At 73.3% G+C, this 15730-nt stretch carries 16 protein-coding genes; 8 read left to right on the forward strand and 8 right to left on the reverse strand.

The features are described from left to right. On the reverse strand, positions 1 to 543 hold a 543-nt coding region (locus ACFTZL_RS01605), incomplete at its 3' end, for a phosphatase PAP2 family protein (RefSeq protein WP_382576890.1). A 188-nt stretch (positions 544 to 731) separates the two neighbouring features. Between ACFTZL_RS01605 and ACFTZL_RS01610 the strand changes: the two genes are divergently transcribed. Further along, positions 732 to 1388 carry a class I SAM-dependent methyltransferase gene (locus ACFTZL_RS01610; RefSeq protein WP_382576892.1) on the forward strand — a complete coding sequence of 219 codons (657 nt, stop codon included), beginning with the start codon at positions 732 to 734 and terminating at the stop codon, positions 1386 to 1388. Positions 1389 to 1419: 31 nt separating this feature from the next. Here ACFTZL_RS01610 and ACFTZL_RS01615 read toward each other — a convergent pair whose 3' ends face one another. Then, complete coding sequence (locus tag ACFTZL_RS01615; protein WP_382576895.1) at positions 1420 to 3669, reverse strand: heavy metal translocating P-type ATPase; 2250 nt, start codon at positions 3667 to 3669, stop codon at positions 1420 to 1422. 2 nt (positions 3670 to 3671) lie between these two features. Further along, a complete protein-coding gene (locus ACFTZL_RS01620) occupies positions 3672 to 3884 on the reverse strand; it encodes a heavy-metal-associated domain-containing protein (RefSeq protein ID WP_382576897.1) in 213 nt (70 codons plus the stop codon). 193 nt (positions 3885 to 4077) lie between these two features. On the opposite strand from ACFTZL_RS01620, the gene ACFTZL_RS01625 reads away from it, so the two are divergent. After that, positions 4078 to 5040 carry a hypothetical protein gene (locus tag ACFTZL_RS01625; protein ID WP_382576899.1) on the forward strand — a complete coding sequence of 321 codons (963 nt, stop codon included), beginning with the start codon at positions 4078 to 4080 and terminating at the stop codon, positions 5038 to 5040. Positions 5041 to 5043: 3 nt separating this feature from the next. Here ACFTZL_RS01625 and ACFTZL_RS01630 read toward each other — a convergent pair whose 3' ends face one another. Next, positions 5044 to 6861 carry a glycoside hydrolase family 15 protein gene (locus tag ACFTZL_RS01630; RefSeq protein ID WP_382576901.1) on the reverse strand — a complete coding sequence of 606 codons (1818 nt, stop codon included), beginning with the start codon at positions 6859 to 6861 and terminating at the stop codon, positions 5044 to 5046. 68 nt (positions 6862 to 6929) lie between these two features. Then, positions 6930 to 7709, reverse strand: a complete 780-nt coding sequence (locus ACFTZL_RS01635; RefSeq protein WP_382576904.1) for a DeoR/GlpR family DNA-binding transcription regulator — start codon at positions 7707 to 7709, stop codon at positions 6930 to 6932. Positions 7710 to 7826: 117 nt separating this feature from the next. On the opposite strand from ACFTZL_RS01635, the gene ACFTZL_RS01640 reads away from it, so the two are divergent. Continuing rightward, positions 7827 to 8708 carry an SIS domain-containing protein gene (locus ACFTZL_RS01640; protein WP_382576907.1) on the forward strand — a complete coding sequence of 294 codons (882 nt, stop codon included), beginning with the start codon at positions 7827 to 7829 and terminating at the stop codon, positions 8706 to 8708. Between the two features lie 36 nt (positions 8709 to 8744). Next, the gene (locus ACFTZL_RS01645; protein WP_382576909.1) at positions 8745 to 9599 is read left to right on the forward strand and encodes a ketose-bisphosphate aldolase; all 855 of its coding nucleotides are present in this window, start codon (positions 8745 to 8747) and stop codon (positions 9597 to 9599) included. A gap of 45 nt (positions 9600 to 9644) precedes the next feature. On the opposite strand, the gene ACFTZL_RS01650 is transcribed toward ACFTZL_RS01645, so the two are convergent. Further along, positions 9645 to 10778, reverse strand: coding sequence for a methyltransferase (locus ACFTZL_RS01650; RefSeq protein ID WP_382576994.1), 1134 nt, complete (start codon positions 10776 to 10778; stop codon positions 9645 to 9647). Between the two features lie 68 nt (positions 10779 to 10846). Here ACFTZL_RS01650 and ACFTZL_RS01655 point away from each other — a divergent pair, with 68 nt between their 5' ends. The 4 genes from ACFTZL_RS01655 (at position 10847) to ACFTZL_RS01670 (ending at position 14224) form a co-directional block, all read left to right on the forward strand. Beyond that, positions 10847 to 11491, forward strand: coding sequence for an alpha-ketoglutarate-dependent dioxygenase AlkB family protein (locus tag ACFTZL_RS01655; protein ID WP_382576912.1), 645 nt, complete (start codon positions 10847 to 10849; stop codon positions 11489 to 11491). A 36-nt stretch (positions 11492 to 11527) separates the two neighbouring features. Continuing rightward, a complete protein-coding gene (locus ACFTZL_RS01660) occupies positions 11528 to 12766 on the forward strand; it encodes an ROK family protein (protein WP_382576915.1) in 1239 nt (412 codons plus the stop codon). A 124-nt stretch (positions 12767 to 12890) separates the two neighbouring features. Beyond that, entirely contained in the window at positions 12891 to 13781 is an 891-nt protein-coding gene (locus ACFTZL_RS01665) for an NAD(P)-dependent oxidoreductase (RefSeq protein ID WP_382576917.1), read from the forward strand. Positions 13782 to 13801: 20 nt separating this feature from the next. Continuing rightward, complete coding sequence (locus tag ACFTZL_RS01670) at positions 13802 to 14224, forward strand: PPOX class F420-dependent oxidoreductase (RefSeq protein ID WP_382576919.1); 423 nt, start codon at positions 13802 to 13804, stop codon at positions 14222 to 14224. Positions 14225 to 14241: 17 nt separating this feature from the next. On the opposite strand, the gene ACFTZL_RS01675 is transcribed toward ACFTZL_RS01670, so the two are convergent. Both ACFTZL_RS01675 and ACFTZL_RS01680 read right to left on the reverse strand, forming a co-directional pair. Further along, positions 14242 to 15150 (reverse strand): phosphotriesterase, encoded by a 909-nt coding sequence (locus tag ACFTZL_RS01675; RefSeq protein ID WP_382576921.1) that lies wholly within the window; start codon positions 15148 to 15150, stop codon positions 14242 to 14244. Further along, positions 15147 to 15725, reverse strand: coding sequence for a DUF4865 family protein (locus tag ACFTZL_RS01680; RefSeq protein WP_382576923.1), 579 nt, complete (start codon positions 15723 to 15725; stop codon positions 15147 to 15149). Before ACFTZL_RS01680 ends, ACFTZL_RS01675 begins: the two co-directional genes overlap by 4 nt. Positions 15726 to 15730 lie beyond the last annotated feature (5 nt).

Here is a 15730-nt window from a genome sequence, read left to right on the forward strand (position 1 = left end):
GTGCACGCCCGTGTGGATGCGGGAGTAGCCGACGGCGCTCGCCAGCGCCCCGAGCGGCACCGCGGCGGGCGGCAGGACCACACCGACGGCGGTGGCGAAAGCGACCGCCGACGCCGTGTGCCCGGACGGGAAGGAGGCCGACGTGGGCATCCGGACATGCCGGTCCACCGTCACCCGGGCCGCCTCCCGGTCCGGCCGGGCCCGGCGCACCAGCCGCTTGCCGAGCAGGTTGGCGGAGGCCGACGCGACGGCGATCGCCCCGACGCCGACGACCGCGGCCCGGCGCGGGCGCTTCCCGGCCAGCGCCAGGGCGGCGGCGATGCCGAACGAGATCTTGGAGTGGTCGGCCGCGTGGGACAGGTGGCGCAGCGTCCGGTCGAGGGTGGGCGTGGGGGTGGCGGCCACCGCCGCGTACAGGGCGCCGTCCACGGCCCTGAGATCGCCGAGTACGGCGGCCAGGAGCCGGCCGGGTCCGCTCGCGGGCTTCCCTCCGCTCGGCAGCGGACGGGGGGCGTCCGCGTCTGTGATCGTCGGATCGGTCATGTGCTTCTCCCCGCAGTGGCCTTTCCCCAGCAAGGTACCGGCTCACGCCGGGCGCACGCTCGGCGCCCCCGCGGGCCGGTACCTGCCGAGTGCCCACGCGGCGGACGGCCATCCGTGAGCCGTGAGGCGGGCGTGAGCCGTGAGCCGGGCTCGGCACGGCTGTCCGGGCGACCTGGTGAACTTGCGGCATGACGCCACCGCTGCACCGGGCCCTGCGCGCACTCGACCGCTTCCACTCCGCCCGCCCCTGGGACCACAACGCCCACTTCCACCGCTGGATCCTGCGGCAACTGCCCACGCGTGCGGGCAGTGCCCTGGACGTGGGGTGCGGCAGTGGCGACCTCGCCCGGCTGCTGGCCACCCGGGCCGAACAGGTGCACGGGATCGACGCCGACCCGGCGATCACGGCCCGGGCGCGGGAGCTGACCCCGGCGACGGTTCCGGTGACCTACGCGGTGGCCGACGTGCCGACCGGGCTTCCCGACGGGTCGTACGACGTCATCACCTGCGTCGCCGTGCTCCACCACCTGCCGTTCACCGAGACCCTCAAGGCCTTTCGTGAGCGTCTGGCCCCCGGCGGCACGCTGGTCGTCGTCGGGGTCTCGCGGGAACAGACCCCCACCGACCACGTCCTCGGCATCGCGTCGATCCCCCTCAACATCGTCATGGCCCTGGTGAAGAACCGGGGCCGCCGGGCAGCACGCCCGGCCTCCATGACCGCCCCCACGAGACCGGCGGACATGACCTTCCCCGAGATCCTCCGCGAGGCCCGTGCCGTCCTGCCCGGTGCCCGCCTGCGCCGCCGCCTGTTCTGGCGCTACACGCTGGTGTGGCACCACCGCTGACCGGGGCCGCCGTCTCAGTCCCGCGACCGCTTCAGCCGGCGGCCCGGAAGGTGCGCAGCCGCAGCGAGTTGCCGACGACGAAGACCGAGGAGAAGGCCATGGCCGCCCCGGCGATCATCGGCGTGAGCAGTCCGGCCGCGGCCAGCGGCAGGGCCGCCACGTTGTAGGCGAAGGCCCAGAACAGGTTCGAGCGGATGGTGCCGAGAGTCCGGCGCGACAGGCGGATGGCGTCCGCCGCGGCCCGCAGGTCGCCCCGCACGAGGGTCAGGTCCCCGGCCTCGATCGCGGCGTCCGTGCCCGTACCCATGGCCAGTCCGAGATCGGCCTGGGCGAGGGCCGCGGCGTCGTTGACACCGTCGCCGACCATCGCCACCGAACGGCCCTCGGCCTGCAGCCGCTTGACGACCTCGACCTTGTCCTGCGGGAGCACCTCGGCGACGACATCCTCCGCGGCGATGCCGACCTCGCGGGCGACGGAGCGGGCCACGGCCTCGTTGTCACCGGTCAGCAGGATCGGGGTCAGCCCGAGTGCGCGTAGCCGCCGGATCGCCTCCGCGCTCGTCTCCTTCACCGCGTCGGCGACCTCCAGCACCGCACGCGCCTCGCCGTCCCAGGCGACCGCGATGGCGGTGCGCCCGGCGCCCTCGGCCGTCGCCCTGGCGCGGGCCAGGCTCTCCGGCAGCTCCATCGCCCAGTCGGCCAGCAGCCGCTCCCGCCCGACGAGCACGGCGTGGCCCTCGACGATGCCCTGGACGCCGAGCCCGGGCACGTTGGCGAAGTCCTCCGGCGTGGGCAGCGCGCCGCCCAGCCTCTCCAGCGCCCCGTCGGCGACGGCACGGGCGATCGGGTGCTCGGAGGAGTGTTCCAGTGCCCCGGCCAGCCGCAGCACCTCGGCCTCGTCGGTGCCGTCGGCGGTGTGCACGGCCAGCAGGGTCATACGGCCGGTGGTGACGGTGCCGGTCTTGTCGAGGACGACGGTGTCGACGCGGCGTGTCGACTCCAGTACCTCCGGGCCCTTGATGAGGATGCCGAGCTGGGCGCCCCGCCCGGTGCCGACCATCAGCGCGGTCGGCGTGGCCAGACCGAGGGCGCACGGGCAGGCGATGACGAGGACGGCGACCGCGGCCGTGAAGGCGGCCGTCAGCCCGGCGCCGTTGCCCAGCCAGAAGCCCAGCGTGCCCAGCGCGAGGGCGATCACGACCGGCACGAACACGGCGGAGATCCGGTCCGCGAGCCGCTGCGCCGCGGCCTTGCCGTTCTGCGCGTCCTCCACCAGCCGGGCCATGCGGGCCAGTTGGGTGTCGGAGCCGACCCGCGTGGCGCGCACGACGAGCCGCCCGCCGACGTTGATCGTGGCGCCCGTGACCGGGTCGCCGGTGCCGACCTCCACCGGCACGGACTCGCCGGTGAGCATCGAGGCATCCACGGCGGAGGAACCCTCGACGACCGTCCCGTCGGTGGCGATCTTCTCGCCCGGCCGGACCAGGAAGCGGTCGCCGACCCTCAACTCCGCGACCGGAACGGTCTGTTCACGGCCCCCGTCCCGCAGCACGGTGACGTCCTTCGCGCCCAGCTCCAGCAGCGCCCGCAGCGCCGCCCCCGCCTTGCGCTTCGCACGGGCCTCGAAGTACCGCCCGGCCAGGAGGAAGGCCGTCACGCCCGCGGCGGCCTCCAGGTAGATGTTTCCGGCGCCGTCCGTGCGCTCGATGGTCAGCTCGAAGGGGTGCGTCATGCCCGGCGTGCCCGCGGTGCCGAAGAACAGCGCCCACAGCGACCACAGGAACGCGGCCGAGGTGCCCACCGAGATCAGCGTGTCCATGGTGGCCGCACCGTGCCGGGCGTTGGTGAACGCCGCCTTGTGGAAGGGCCAGGCCGCATAGGTCACGACGGGCGCCGCCAGCGTGAGCGACAGCCACTGCCAGTACTCGAACTGGAGGGCCGGGATCATGGCCATGGCCACGACGGGAACCGCCAGCACCACGGCCGCGACCAGCCGCTCCCGCAGTGGACGGAGTTCGTCGGCCTCTTCGGGCGCGGTGTGCTCGGGCGGCGCCGGCTCCTGAGCGGTGTACCCGGTGGCCTCGACGGTGGCGATCAGATCCCCGACCGAGACGTCACCGGAGTAGCTGACCTTCGCCTTCTCGGTGGCGTAGTTGACGGTGGCGGTGACCCCGTCCATGCGGTTGAGCTTCTTCTCGATGCGCGCCGCGCAGGAGGCACAGGTCATGCCTCCGATGGCGAGTTCCACCGCGGCGCCGGTCCCGACCGTTTCGGTGGTCATGGTCAGACCCGCCCGGTCAGCTCGTAGCCGGCCTCGTCGACGGTTTCCGCGATCACGGAGTCGTCGGGCTCGGCGGCACTGGTGACGGTGACGTGTCCGGCGCCGAGATCGACGTCGACGCCGCTGACGCCGTCCAGTTCGCCGATGGCCTCGGTCAGCGTGGCCTTGCAGTGACCGCAGGACATTCCGGCTACGGCGTAGGTGATGGCGGGCATCGGGTGCCTCCTCTGTGTACTGCGAAGGATACGGGGTGGGGGTATCCCCCCCACCGGGTTCATGTATACCCCTGAGGGGTATAGGATGCAAGCGTGAGAATGACTTGACTCGATACCCCCCAGGGGTATGGTGAGCTGTATGGAGGCCCCGCATCCGAGCGGGAGGCCCGGTCATCTGAAGGAGCCGACGGCCATGAACACCGGACTGAGGATCACCGCCTTCGCCGCCGCCCTGGCCGCGACGTTCGGCACGGCCTACGGCGTCGGACAGGGCATCGACCCCGTCGTCGCCGACGCCCCGCCGAAACACGAGGACGAGCACACCCGCCCCGCACCGCAGCCGGAGGACGGCGGCGGCCACGCCGGACACGAGACGCCCCCGGCCGGCGGACTCCAGATCTCCGAGGACGGCTACAGCCTCGACCTCGAGACCCCGCGCGTCACCGCCGGACAGCGGGCCGACCTGCGCTTCACCGTCCGGGACGGCGGCGGCCGGGCCGTCACCGCCTACCAGCGCGAACACGAGAAGGAACTCCACCTCATCGTGGCCTCACGCGACCTGGTCACCTACCGCCACCTGCACCCCACCCGCGCCGCCGACGGCACCTGGAGCATCCCCGTCGACCTGCCCCGCGCGGGCGGCTACCGTGTTTTCGCCGACTTCACCCCGGCGAAGAAGGACGCCCGGAACCTCACCCTCGGCGCGGACCTCGCCGCCTCAGGCCCGTACCGGCCGAAGAAACTCCCGCCGGCGAGCACCGCGGCCGAGACCAACGGCTACGAGGTCGAGCTGGCCGGCGCCCTGCGCCCGGGCAAGGCGAGCGAACTGAAACTGAAGGTCTCCCGGGCCGGCAAGCCCGTCACCGACCTCCAGCCCTACCTCGGCGCGTACGGCCATCTGGTCGCCCTGCGCTCCGGCGACCTCGCCTACCTGCACGTCCACCCGAACGGCGAACCCGGCGACGGAAAGACCAGGCCCGGCCCGGAGATCTCGTTCACGGCCACGGCGCCCAGCGCCGCCTCCTACCGCCTGTTCCTCGACTTCAAGCACGACGGAAAGGTCCACACGGCGGCGTTCACTGTCCGGGCAGGAGGGGCGGCGGCCGCTGAACCCGGTACCCCCGAGGGGCATGCGGACGACGGCCACGGGCACTGAGCCTCAGCCGAGCGCCCGGTCCAGGTTGAAGGCCGCGCTGATCAGCCCGAGATGCGTGAACGCCTGCGGGAAGTTGCCCTGCTGCTCCCCGGTGTGGCTGATCTCCTCGGCGTACAGGCCGAGATGGTTGGCGTACGTCAGCATCTTCTCGAAGGCGAGCCGCGCCTCATCGATCCGGCCGGCGTGCACCATGGCCTCGACGTACCAGAACGAGCAGATGGAGAACGTGCCCTCGTCACCGCGCACACCGTCCGGACTGGACTGCGGGTCGTAGCGGTAGACCAGCGAGTCCGACACCAGCTCCTCGGTGAGGACGTCCAGCGTCGACAGCCACTTGGGGTCCGTCGGGGCGATGAACTTCGTCAACGGCATCATCAGCACGGCCGCGTCCAGCACGTCGCCGTCCTCGTGCTGGACGAAGGCCCGGCGCTCCTCGGACCAGCCCCGGCTCATGATCCGCCGGTAGATCGTGTCGCGGCACTCCCGCCAGCGCGGCAGATCGGCGGGCAGCCCGCGCCGGGTGGCCATCCGGATGGCCCGCTCGATCGCCACCCAGCACATCAGCCGCGAGTACAGGAAGTTCTTCCGGCCGCCCCGGGTCTCCCAGACCCCCTCGTCGGGCTGGTCCCAATGCGCGCACACCCAGTCCACCAGCGCGCACACGTCGTCCCACTGGCCGCTGGAGATGGGCTTGGCCCACTTGTCGTAGAGGTAGATGGAGTCGATCAGCGCACCGTAGATGTCGAGCTGGAGCTGGTCGGCCGCGGCGTTGCCGACCCGTACCGGTGCGGAGCCCTCGTGGCCCTCCAGGTGGTCGAGGGTGCGTTCGGGCAGGTCGGCGCGTCCGTCGATGCCGTACATGATCTGCAGCGGGCCGGAGTGCTTGCCGTCGCCCGGGCTGATGTGCCGGGTCACGAAGTCCATGAACGCCTCGGCCTCACCGGTGAAGCCCAGCCGCAGCAAGGCGTAGACGCAGAACGCCGCGTCGCGCACCCACACGTACCGGTAGTCCCAGTTGCGTTCGCCGCCGAGCCGTTCGGGCAGGCTCGTCGTCGGCGCGGCCACGATCGCCCCGGTCGGCGCGTACGTCAGCAGCTTCAGCGTCAGGGCCGAGCGGTGCACCATCTCCCGCCAGCGGCCCCGGTACCGTGACGACGCCAGCCAGGCCCGCCAGTACGCCACCGTCGCCGCGAGCTGCTCTTCCGCCTCCGTGCGCGCACACCGGCGGGGCGACACCTCGCCGCCGACCTTGTCCAGCGCGAACACCGCCGACTCGCCCTCGCCGAGCTTGAAGTCCCCGCGCACGTCCGGCCCGTCGGCCTCCAGCGGCACGGTCGCGGTCAGCGCGAGCGCCATCCCGTCGGCTTCGAAGAGCGCCGTCCCACCGTTCAGCCGGACGGTGTGCGGCCGGGTGCCGTAGTCGAACCGGGGAGCCACGCGCGTACGGAACGGGATCGAGCCGCGTACGCACACCACCCGCCGGATCAGCCGGTGCCGCTCGGCCTCGGCCGGCTCGCCGTCCACCGGCATGAAGTCCTGCACCTCGCCGACGCCGTCCTCGGTGAAGAACCGGGTCATCAGGACGTTGGTGTCGGGGAAGTAGAACTGCTTGGTCCGGGCCGGCACGGTCGCCGCCAGTTCGAAGCAGCCGCCGCGCTCCGCGTCCAGGATCGAGGCGAACACGCTCGGCGCGTCGAAGGCCGGGCAGCAGTACCAGTCGATGGTGCCGTCGGTCCCCACCAGGGCCACGCTGCGCAGGTCGCCGATCAGCCCGTGCTCGGCGATCGGCAGATACCGCCGGCCGTCCGCTGTTCCCCGCATGGCAGCCTCCCTGCCCTGGCGAGCGCCTGGCTATCAGCTTAGGCCCGCACGGGGGAACCGGCCGCGTGTCACACCGTGACGACCCGCAGCCCGGCCTCCTCGAAGCGGCGCAGCGTCTCCGCGTCGGCCGCCGTGTCCGTGACCAGCGTGTCCACCGCCTCGGCCGCGCAGATCCGGGCGAACGCCCGCTGCCCCAGCTTGCTGGAGTCGGCGGCCACGACCACCCGCTCCGCGCGCTCGCACAGCAGCCGGTTGATCGCGGCCTCGGCCTCGTCGTGCGCCGCCGCCCCGTGCGTGACGTCGAAGGCGACCACGCCGAGCACCGCCACATCGACGGTGATCTGCCCGAGCACCCCGTCCGCGAGCGGTCCGACCAGCTCGTACGACTGGGCCCGGGCCACCCCGCCGGTCAGCACGATCTTGAACTGGGGCCGTACGGCCAGCTCATTGGCGATGTTCAGCGCGTTCGTCACGACGGTCAGCGCGGGCGACCCGGAGGAGAGGTCCCCGCGCACCGCGAGGGCCCGCGCCACTTCGGTGGTGGTCGTACCGCCGGTCAGCCCGACCGCCTCGCCGGGCGCGACCAGCTCAGCCACCGCCTTCGCGATGCGCTGCTTCTCGGAGGCGTGCCGGGCCGTCTTGTAGCGCAGCGGCAGCTCGTACGACACACCGTGCACGACCGCGCCGCCCCGTGTGCGCACCAGCATCTGCTGCTCGGCCAGCCCGTCGAAGTCGCGGCGGATCGTCGCGGCCGACACCCCCAGTTCCCCGGCCGCCTCCTCGACGTCCAGCCGGCCGCGCTCCACGAGCAGGTCCAGCAGCGCCTTCCAGCGGGCGTCGCGCGACATCCGCACCTCCACGTCTCGATCTCCGGGCGACCCTAGCGCACCCGATCTCGCGCGATGCTTGATGTTGCTCGAAAGAGCGCGATATCTTGCAGGAACAATCAAAGCGGAGGGTGCGGCATGACGCATGTCGAGGACGAGCTGATCAGCCAGCCCGAGTGCTGGACCCGCGCCGCGTCGGAGGCGGCGGGGTACGCGGAGGTGCTGCCGGCGGCGGGGGAGCGGGTCGCGATCGTCGGCTGCGGCACCTCGTACTTCATGGCGCAGGCCGCCGCGGCCCTGCGCGAGGACGCCGGCCAGGGCGAGACCGACGCGTTCGCCGCCTCGGAATTCCCGTACGGCAGGGGCTACGACCGGGTCGTCGCCCTCACCCGCTCCGGCACCACGACCGAAGTCCTCGACCTGCTGGGCCGGTTGAAGGGCCGCACCCGCACCACCGCGATCACCGCCGACCCGGACACGCCCGTGACGACGGCGGCCGACGAGCTCGCGGTCCTCGACTTCGCGGACGAACGCTCCGTCGTACAGACCCGGTTCGCGACCACCGCCCTCACCCTGCTCCGCGCCCATCTGGGACTCCACCCCGACACGGCCGTCACCGACGCGCGCACCGCCCTGGCGGAACCCCTGCCCGAAGGCCTGGTGGAATGCGCCCAGTTCGCCTTCCTGGGCCGCGGCTGGACCGTCGGCCTGGCCAACGAGGCCGGACTGAAGATGCGCGAGGCATCGCTGGCCTGGGCCGAGGCCTACCCGGCGATGGAGTACCGGCACGGTCCCATCAGCGTCACCACCGGCGGCACCGCGACCTGGATGTTCGGGGACGCGCCGGACGGTCTCGCCGAACAGGTCCGCGGCACGGGCGCGTTGTGGATCGCCGGAGCCCTGGACCCGCTCGCCGAACTCGTCCGCGCCCAGCGGCTCGCCGTCGCCGTCGCCGCGTCACGCGGCCTCGACCCGGACAGCCCACGCCATCTCACCCGCTCGGTGATCCTCACTCACTGACCTCGGTGATCCTCGCCCACTGACCCTGGAGGCACCGTGCCCCTCACCACCACCGGCGAGCTCGTCACCCGCGCCGCAGCGGCCCGCTCGGCGGTCGCCTCGTTCAACGTCATCACGCTGGAACACGTCGAGGCCGTCATCGCGGGCGCCGAGTCCGCGCACGCCCCCGTCGTGCTCCAGGTCAGCGAGAACGCGGTCAAGTTCCGCGGCGGGCGGCTGCTCCCGCTCGCCCGCGCGGCCGTCGCCGAGGCCGAACGCGCCGCCGTACCGGTCGCGTTGCACCTCGACCACGTACAGAGCGACGCCCTGCTGTACCAGGCGGCGGAGGCCGGCTTCAGCTCCGTGATGTACGACGCGGCCCGGCTGCCCTACGCCCAGAACCTCGCCACGACCCGGGCGGCCGTCGACTGGGCACACGCGCAAGGGCTGTGGATCGAGGCCGAGTTGGGGCAGATCGGCGGCAAGAACGGCAGGCCCCCGCTGGACGCGCACGCCCCCGGCGCCCGCACCGACCCCGACGAGGCCCGGGCCTTCGTCGCCGACTCGGGGGTGGACGCCCTGGCCGTGGCCATCGGCAGCGCCCACGCCATGACCACCCGCACCGCGACTCTCGACCACGCCCTCCTCAAGCGTCTGTCGGCCGCCCTGGACGTCCCGCTCGTCCTGCACGGCTCCTCCGGCGTCCCGGACGACGAACTCACCGCGGCCGTCGCGGGCGGCATCGCCAAGGTCAACATCGGTACGGCCCTGAACATCGCGCTGACCGGCGCCGTCCGGGACTTCCTCGCCGAGCGCCCCGACGCCGTCGACCCGCGCGGCTACCTCACGGTGGCGCGAGAGGCGATGACACGGGCGGTGGCGAGAGCCCTCCGGACCCTAGGGGCCTTCTGATGGATCTCCGCAGCGTCGCGACGCCCGGCACGCACCCTCGCCCGGCTACCGCTTGACGGCCTTCAGCACCACGAACTTCGGATCACTGGCGACCAGTCGGCTGTTGCCGAAGATCCGCCGCAGTGTGACGTGGTAGCCCAGATGCCGGTTGCCGATCACCCACAGCTCGCCGCCCGGCCGCAGCGCGCGCCGCGCCCCGGTGAACATCCGCCGGGCCGTGGCGTCCGTCGTCGCCTGGTGGGAGTGGAACGGCGGGTTGTTGAGAACCAGGTCGACACTGTCCGACGGCACGCCGGCCAGCCCGTCCCCGACCCGGAACTCGGCGTGCCCCGGCACCCCGTTCGCCTTGTACGTCGCCTCCGCCGAGGCCACGGCCTGGAACGACTCGTCCACGAACAGCACCTCGGCCTCCGGGTCGGCCAGCGCCACCGCCGTACCGACCACGCCGTTGCCGCACCCCAGATCCACCACCCGCCGGCCGCCCCGGCCGCTCGGCAGATGCCGCAGGAAGAACCGGGTGCCGATGTCGAGCCGGTCGGCGCAGAAGACACCCGCGTGGTTGACGACGGTGCCTCCCGCGGCCGGGCCGATGCCGTCCGGCAGCGTGTAGACGTACGGCCATGGACCGGCGGGCCGCTCCAGCGCGGGATCCGGCGTGCAGAAGATCAGCCGGGCCTTCTTCTCGGCGAGCGAGGTGCGGGTCGGTCCGAGGATCCGCTCGAACAACTGGAGCGTCGAGGTGTGGATCTCCTTCACCATCCCCGTGCCCACGACAACGGTCCCCTCGTGCACCGCCGGCGCCAGCCGCAGCAACTGGTCCTCCAGCAGCGCCAGGCTCTTCGGCACCCGCACCACGAGGACGTCGACGCGGTCGGGCGGCGGATCCTGCGTGGTGAGCAGCCGGACCGCGCCGGGCTCGACGCCGTGCCGCGCCAGGTTGGCCCGGGTCGCCTCCTGGGTCAGGTGGGAATCCGTGATCTGCGTCGGCCGGTGCTCCGCGAGCGCCGTCACCAGCGCGCCCCACCGGTCCCCGACGACCACGACCGTGCCCGACAGCGGGACCCGCTCCTGCGCCAGATGCCTCAGCACGTACTCGTCGGAAGCGTCCCAAGCGCGCAGCCTCTCACGCGGATCCTCGGGGAAACGGGTCGGCGCGAACTCGCCCCACGGCGTCGTCATACGGTCGTTCATCGTGCGTCAAGGCTAGCCGAGCCGCAGCTCAGGCCGTGTCGGGCAGGATGGGAAGCATGGACGGCGAGCTGTTCCCCAGGGCCCGTACGCAGGTGGCACCCGGCGCGGTGCACATACCGGACTGGCTGGACGCGGAACACCAGCGCGCGCTGCTCGACGCCTGCCGCGCATGGGCCCGCCCACCAGCCGGACTGCGCACGGTCCGCACACCCCGCGGCGGCACGATGACCGCCCGGCAGGTCTGTCTGGGCTGGCACTGGTACCCGTACGCCTACGCCCGCACGGTGGCCGACGGCGACGGCACCCCGGTCAAGCCGTTCCCCGAGTGGCTCGATGAGCTGGGCCGCCGAGCGGTGCGGGACGCGCTGGGCGACCCGGTGGCGGCGGAGTACGACATCGCGCTGATCAACTTCTACGACAGCGACGCCCGCATGGGCATGCACCGCGACGGCGACGAGAAGTCGGACGCGCCGGTGGTGTCGCTGAGCCTCGGCGACACCTGCGTCTTCCGCTTCGGCAACACCGAGACCCGCACCCGGCCCTACACCGACGTCGAGCTGCGCAGCGGCGACCTGTTCGTCTTCGGCGGCCCGTCCCGGCTCGCCTACCACGGCGTCCCCCGGGTACACGGGGGCACGGCACCGCCCGGGTTGGGCCTGACCGGACGGCTCAACATCACGCTCCGGGTCAGCGGTCTGTAGGCCGCGGGCCCGGCGGATCATGGGAGACTCGCCCTCATGAGCGGGAAGGCGGACCCCCGGCAGGCGGGGGACGGGAGCACCTCGAGGACGCGGCTGGACCGGGGGCGCGCGGCGCTCGGACCCGCGCTGGAACTCGTCCACACCGGACGCGCGCCGACCCGGGCCGTACTCACCGCCGAGCTCGGAGTGACCCGGGCGACGGCCGGCGCGGTCGCCGCCGAGCTGGAGGCGCTCGGGCTGATCCGCGTCGACGCCCGGCCCGGCGCGGCGGCCGGATCCCAGGGCAGGCCCTCGCACCGGCTGTCCGTCGCCGAGAACGGCCCCGTCGCGCTCGCCGCGCAGGTGCACGCCGACGGGTTCCGGGCGGCGCTGGTCGGGCTGGGCGGCCGGATCGTCGCCACCGCGCCCGGCTGCGAGGTCGTCGACGCGGACCCGGCGAAGGTGCTCGCCTCCGTCGTCATGGCGGGCGCCGAGTTGCTGCGCGAGACGGGGCGCCGGTGTGTGGGCGCCGGACTCGCCGTCCCGTCCGCGGTCGCCGAACCCGAGGGCCTGGCGCTCAACCCGCTCCACTTGGCGTGGCCCGCGGGCGCGCCCGTCCGCGACATCTTCGCCGAGCAGGTGCGCGCGGCCGGCATCGACGGACCCGCCTTCGCCGCGAACGACGTCAACCTCGCCGCGCTCGCCGAGCACCGGCACGGCGCCGGCCGCGGCGCCCGCGACCTGCTGTGCGTGGCCACCGGCCACCGGGGCGTCGGCGGTGCGCTCGTCCTCGACGGCCGCCTCCACAGAGGCAGTTCGGGCCTCGCCCTCGAGGTCGGACACCTCACCGTGCACCCCGAGGGCCGCCCCTGCCACTGCGGCAGCCGCGGCTGTCTGGACGTCGAGACCGACCCGCTGGCCTTCCTCACGGCGGCGGGCCGCGACCCGGGCCCCGAGGTGTCCCTGCTCCAGCAGTCCATCGACCTGGTCCGCCACCACTACGACGACCCGGGCGTACGCACCGCCACCGAGGCCCTCATCGACCGGCTCGGCCTCGGCCTCGCCGGCCTGGTCAACATCCTCAACCCGGACCGCATCATCCTCGGCGGCCTCCACCGCACCCTCCTGGACGCCGACCCCGACCGCCTCCGCGCGGTCGTCGCCGACCGCAGCCTCTGGGGCCAGAGCGGCGGCGTCCCCATCCTCCCGTGCACCCTCGACCACAACAGCCTGGTCGGCGCGGCGGAACTGGCATGGCAGCCGGTGCTGGACGATCCGCTCGGGGCGCTGAGCTAGCCGATCCGGACGGCATCTTCGGCACAGGCGTGCCCGCGCCGCTCCCGGGCAGGCTCGCCCAGAGCGGGCAGGCTGGTTCGGAGGCAGTACGCCCGCACCGCACCACCGAGGAAGTTGACGCGCAATGACCGACAAGCTCACCGTGAGCGTCCTGGGCACCGGCATCATGGGCGCAGCCATGGCCCGTAACCTCGCCCGGGCCGGACACACCGTCCGCGCCTGGAACCGCACGCGTGCCAAGGCCGAGCCGCTGGCCGCCGAGGGCGTGCGGATCGTCGACACGCCCGCACAGGCGGTGCGTGACACCGACGTCGTCCTGACCATGCTCTACGACGGTCCGGCCGCCCTGGAGACGATGCGCGAGGCCGCCCCGGCCCTGCGTCCCGGCATCGTGTGGGCGCAGTCCACCACCGCCGGCATCGAGGGCATCGCCGATCTGGCCGCCTTCGCCCGCGAGCACGGCCTGGTCTTCTACGACGCGCCCGTCCTGGGCACGCGTCAGCCCGCCGAGGCCGGGCAGCTGACCGTGCTCGCCGCCGGGCCCGCCGAAGGGCGGGACCGGGTGACGCCGGTCTTCGACGCCGTCGGCGCCCGCACCGTGTGGACCGGAGAGGACGGGGCCGCGGGTGGTGCCACCCGGCTGAAGCTGGTCGCCAACAGCTGGGTCCTCGCCGTCACGGCCGCCGCCGGTGAGGCCCTGGCGCTGGCCAAGGCCCTCGATGTCGACCCGCACGCCTTCTTCGACCTCGTCGCCGGCGGCCCGCTCGACATGGGCTATCTGCGCGCCAAGTCCGAGCTGGTCCTCGACGACCGGCTCACGCCGCCGCAGTTCACGGTGACCACCGCCGCCAAGGACGCCCGACTGATCGTCCAGGCCGGTACGGGCAACGGCGTCCGCCTGGACGTCGCCGAAGCGGCCGCCACCCGCATGGAGCGCGCCGCCGCCCAGGGCCACGGCGACGAGGACATGGTCGCCGCCTACTTCGCCAGCTTCGACGAGAAGCCGGCCACCTGATCGACCCAGGAGGTTCCCGTATGTCCAAGCCGCCGCTGCCGCCCGAGGCCGACGCCCTGCTGAGCCGGCCCAACCCGTGCGTCATGGCCACGCTGCGCTCCGACGGCACGCCCGTCTCCACCGCCACCTGGTACGTGTGGAAGGACGGCCGTGTCCTGATCAACCTCGACGAGGGCCGGGTACGCCTCAAGCACCTGCGCCGCGACCCGCGCGTCACCCTCACCGTCCTCGCCGGCGACGACTGGTACACCCACGTCACCCTCATCGGCCGGGTCACCGAGATGTACGACGACGAGGGCCTGGCCGACATCGACCGCCTCGCCCGGCACTACATCGGAAAGCCCTACCCGGACCGTGTCCGCCCCCGGGTCAGCGCCTGGATCGAGGTCGACCGCTGGCACGGCTGGGGCGAGCTGAAGGACAGTGACCAGGCCGGAGGCTGAGGCGGCGACCACGCCGGTCAGCGCCACTCCACCGCGAACGCCCGGCCCGGGTTCTCCGTGAGGACGCGTCTCACCAGGTCCTCGCCCACGGCCTGGACCAGCCGGGGCCGCACCCGGCGCAGCAGATACGGCATCCCGGGGCCGCCGCCCACCGAGCGGGCGGCGGCCGTGGTGGTGTCCGCGCCCAGCAGCACCCGGTCGCCGAACCCGGCGTCGGCGAGGGCCCGTACGGCGTCCGGCATCCGCCAGTCCGTGGCGTGGTGGGCGTGTGACGGCCCGTCGAAGGCCAGATAGCAGCCGGACTCCGCCGCCTGCCGGTGCACCACGAGGTCGGGGGAGCGGTTGAGATGCCCGAGCACCACACGGTGCGGCGGCACCCCCAACTCCCCGCACAGCAGGTCCAGTACGTCGAGCGCGCCCGTGCCCAGCTCCAGGTGCACGGCGATGGCCGCCCCCGTGGCGTGATGCGCCTCGGCCGCCGCCTCCATGGTCCAGCGCGCGTGCGCGTCCAGGGCATGGAACCCACCCGCGACCTTGACGAGCCCCGCCCGTACCCCCGACACCCCGATGCCCTCGGTGAGTTCGGAGACGAAGAGGTCGGCCAGCCGGCCCCGCAGCCCGGCGAGCGTGTCCTCGTCGTAGTGCACGGCCTGGTGCAGACCCGTCGCGGCGACCACGTGCACGCCGGTCTCCCGGGACAGCGGCGGCAGATCGGCGGCCCGCCGCCCGAGCCCGTACGGCGTCCACTGCACCACGGCCCCGCCGCCCTGTTCCCGGAACGCGGCCAGCTCCGCCCGCGCCGCCGCCACGCTGCGCAGCTCCTGGCCGGGCAGCCGGGGACTGCCGAAGAACAGATGGTCGTGGGCATCGCACACGCCCAGGTCTTCAGGGGGTATGTCCCCCAGGACCGTGCGTATCGCGGTCACCACCGACGCCCCCGGGGCAGCCGGTCCAGGCCGGGCGCCGAGAGGTGCAGCACCTCGAACACGTCACCGTCGGCCTTGGGCGTGTCGTGATCCCAGAGCGAGAAGTGCACCAGCTCCCACCGGCTCGTGTCGACGGCGGCCGCCGCGAGCAGGGCCCCGTCCTGCGCCGCCAGCCGCCGGGCCTCGCCCACCGCGTCCGCCACCACTTCGGCCAACAGCCCCCCATCGGGGACCGGTCGGCGGTGCCGCACCGCGAACCGCGCCTGGGACCCGCCCCCTTCCTCGTACGCGAGCCCCGTCCACTGCCGCACGGACGGCCGCCCGAAGTCGTCACCGAGCCGCTGGAACCCGCCGCCCCACAGGAAGGAGTTCATGCCTTCCACGGTGTTCCACAGATAGAACGGCGCGTACTGATTGACCGGCGAGCCGCGCAGGCCGCGTTCGCGCATCAGATAGGCCTTGAGGCCGAGGCCGTCCCAGTCGTCGAGCAGCCGCCCCACACGGGCGACCCGGTCGCGGATGACGCCCATGTCGTAGTCGGCCGGCAGGGCGAGTTCGTACTGCATGGCGTGCACGGAAG

Source organism: Streptomyces sp. NPDC056948 (genome assembly GCF_042674225.1).
GTDB classification, from domain to species: Bacteria; Actinomycetota; Actinomycetes; order Streptomycetales; family Streptomycetaceae; genus Streptomyces; species Streptomyces purpurascens.

Bases quoted from the DNA above. Each gene is read 5' to 3' on its own strand.
- ACFTZL_RS01610 (WP_382576892.1), top strand. From the start codon at position 732: ATGACGCCACCGCTGCACCGGGCCCTGCGCGCACTCGACCGCTTCCAC.
- ACFTZL_RS01615 (WP_382576895.1), bottom strand. From the start codon at position 3,669: ATGACCACCGAAACGGTCGGGACCGGCGCCGCGGTGGAACTCGCCATC.
- ACFTZL_RS01620 (WP_382576897.1), bottom strand. From the start codon at position 3,884: ATGCCCGCCATCACCTACGCCGTAGCCGGAATGTCCTGCGGTCACTGC.
- ACFTZL_RS01625 (WP_382576899.1), top strand. From the start codon at position 4,078: ATGAACACCGGACTGAGGATCACCGCCTTCGCCGCCGCCCTGGCCGCG.
- ACFTZL_RS01630 (WP_382576901.1), bottom strand. From the start codon at position 6,861: ATGCGGGGAACAGCGGACGGCCGGCGGTATCTGCCGATCGCCGAGCAC.
- ACFTZL_RS01635 (WP_382576904.1), bottom strand. From the start codon at position 7,709: ATGTCGCGCGACGCCCGCTGGAAGGCGCTGCTGGACCTGCTCGTGGAG.
- ACFTZL_RS01640 (WP_382576907.1), top strand. From the start codon at position 7,827: ATGACGCATGTCGAGGACGAGCTGATCAGCCAGCCCGAGTGCTGGACC.
- ACFTZL_RS01650 (WP_382576994.1), bottom strand. From the start codon at position 10,778: ATGACGACGCCGTGGGGCGAGTTCGCGCCGACCCGTTTCCCCGAGGAT.
- ACFTZL_RS01655 (WP_382576912.1), top strand. From the start codon at position 10,847: ATGGACGGCGAGCTGTTCCCCAGGGCCCGTACGCAGGTGGCACCCGGC.
- ACFTZL_RS01660 (WP_382576915.1), top strand. From the start codon at position 11,528: ATGAGCGGGAAGGCGGACCCCCGGCAGGCGGGGGACGGGAGCACCTCG.
- ACFTZL_RS01665 (WP_382576917.1), top strand. From the start codon at position 12,891: ATGACCGACAAGCTCACCGTGAGCGTCCTGGGCACCGGCATCATGGGC.
- ACFTZL_RS01670 (WP_382576919.1), top strand. From the start codon at position 13,802: ATGTCCAAGCCGCCGCTGCCGCCCGAGGCCGACGCCCTGCTGAGCCGG.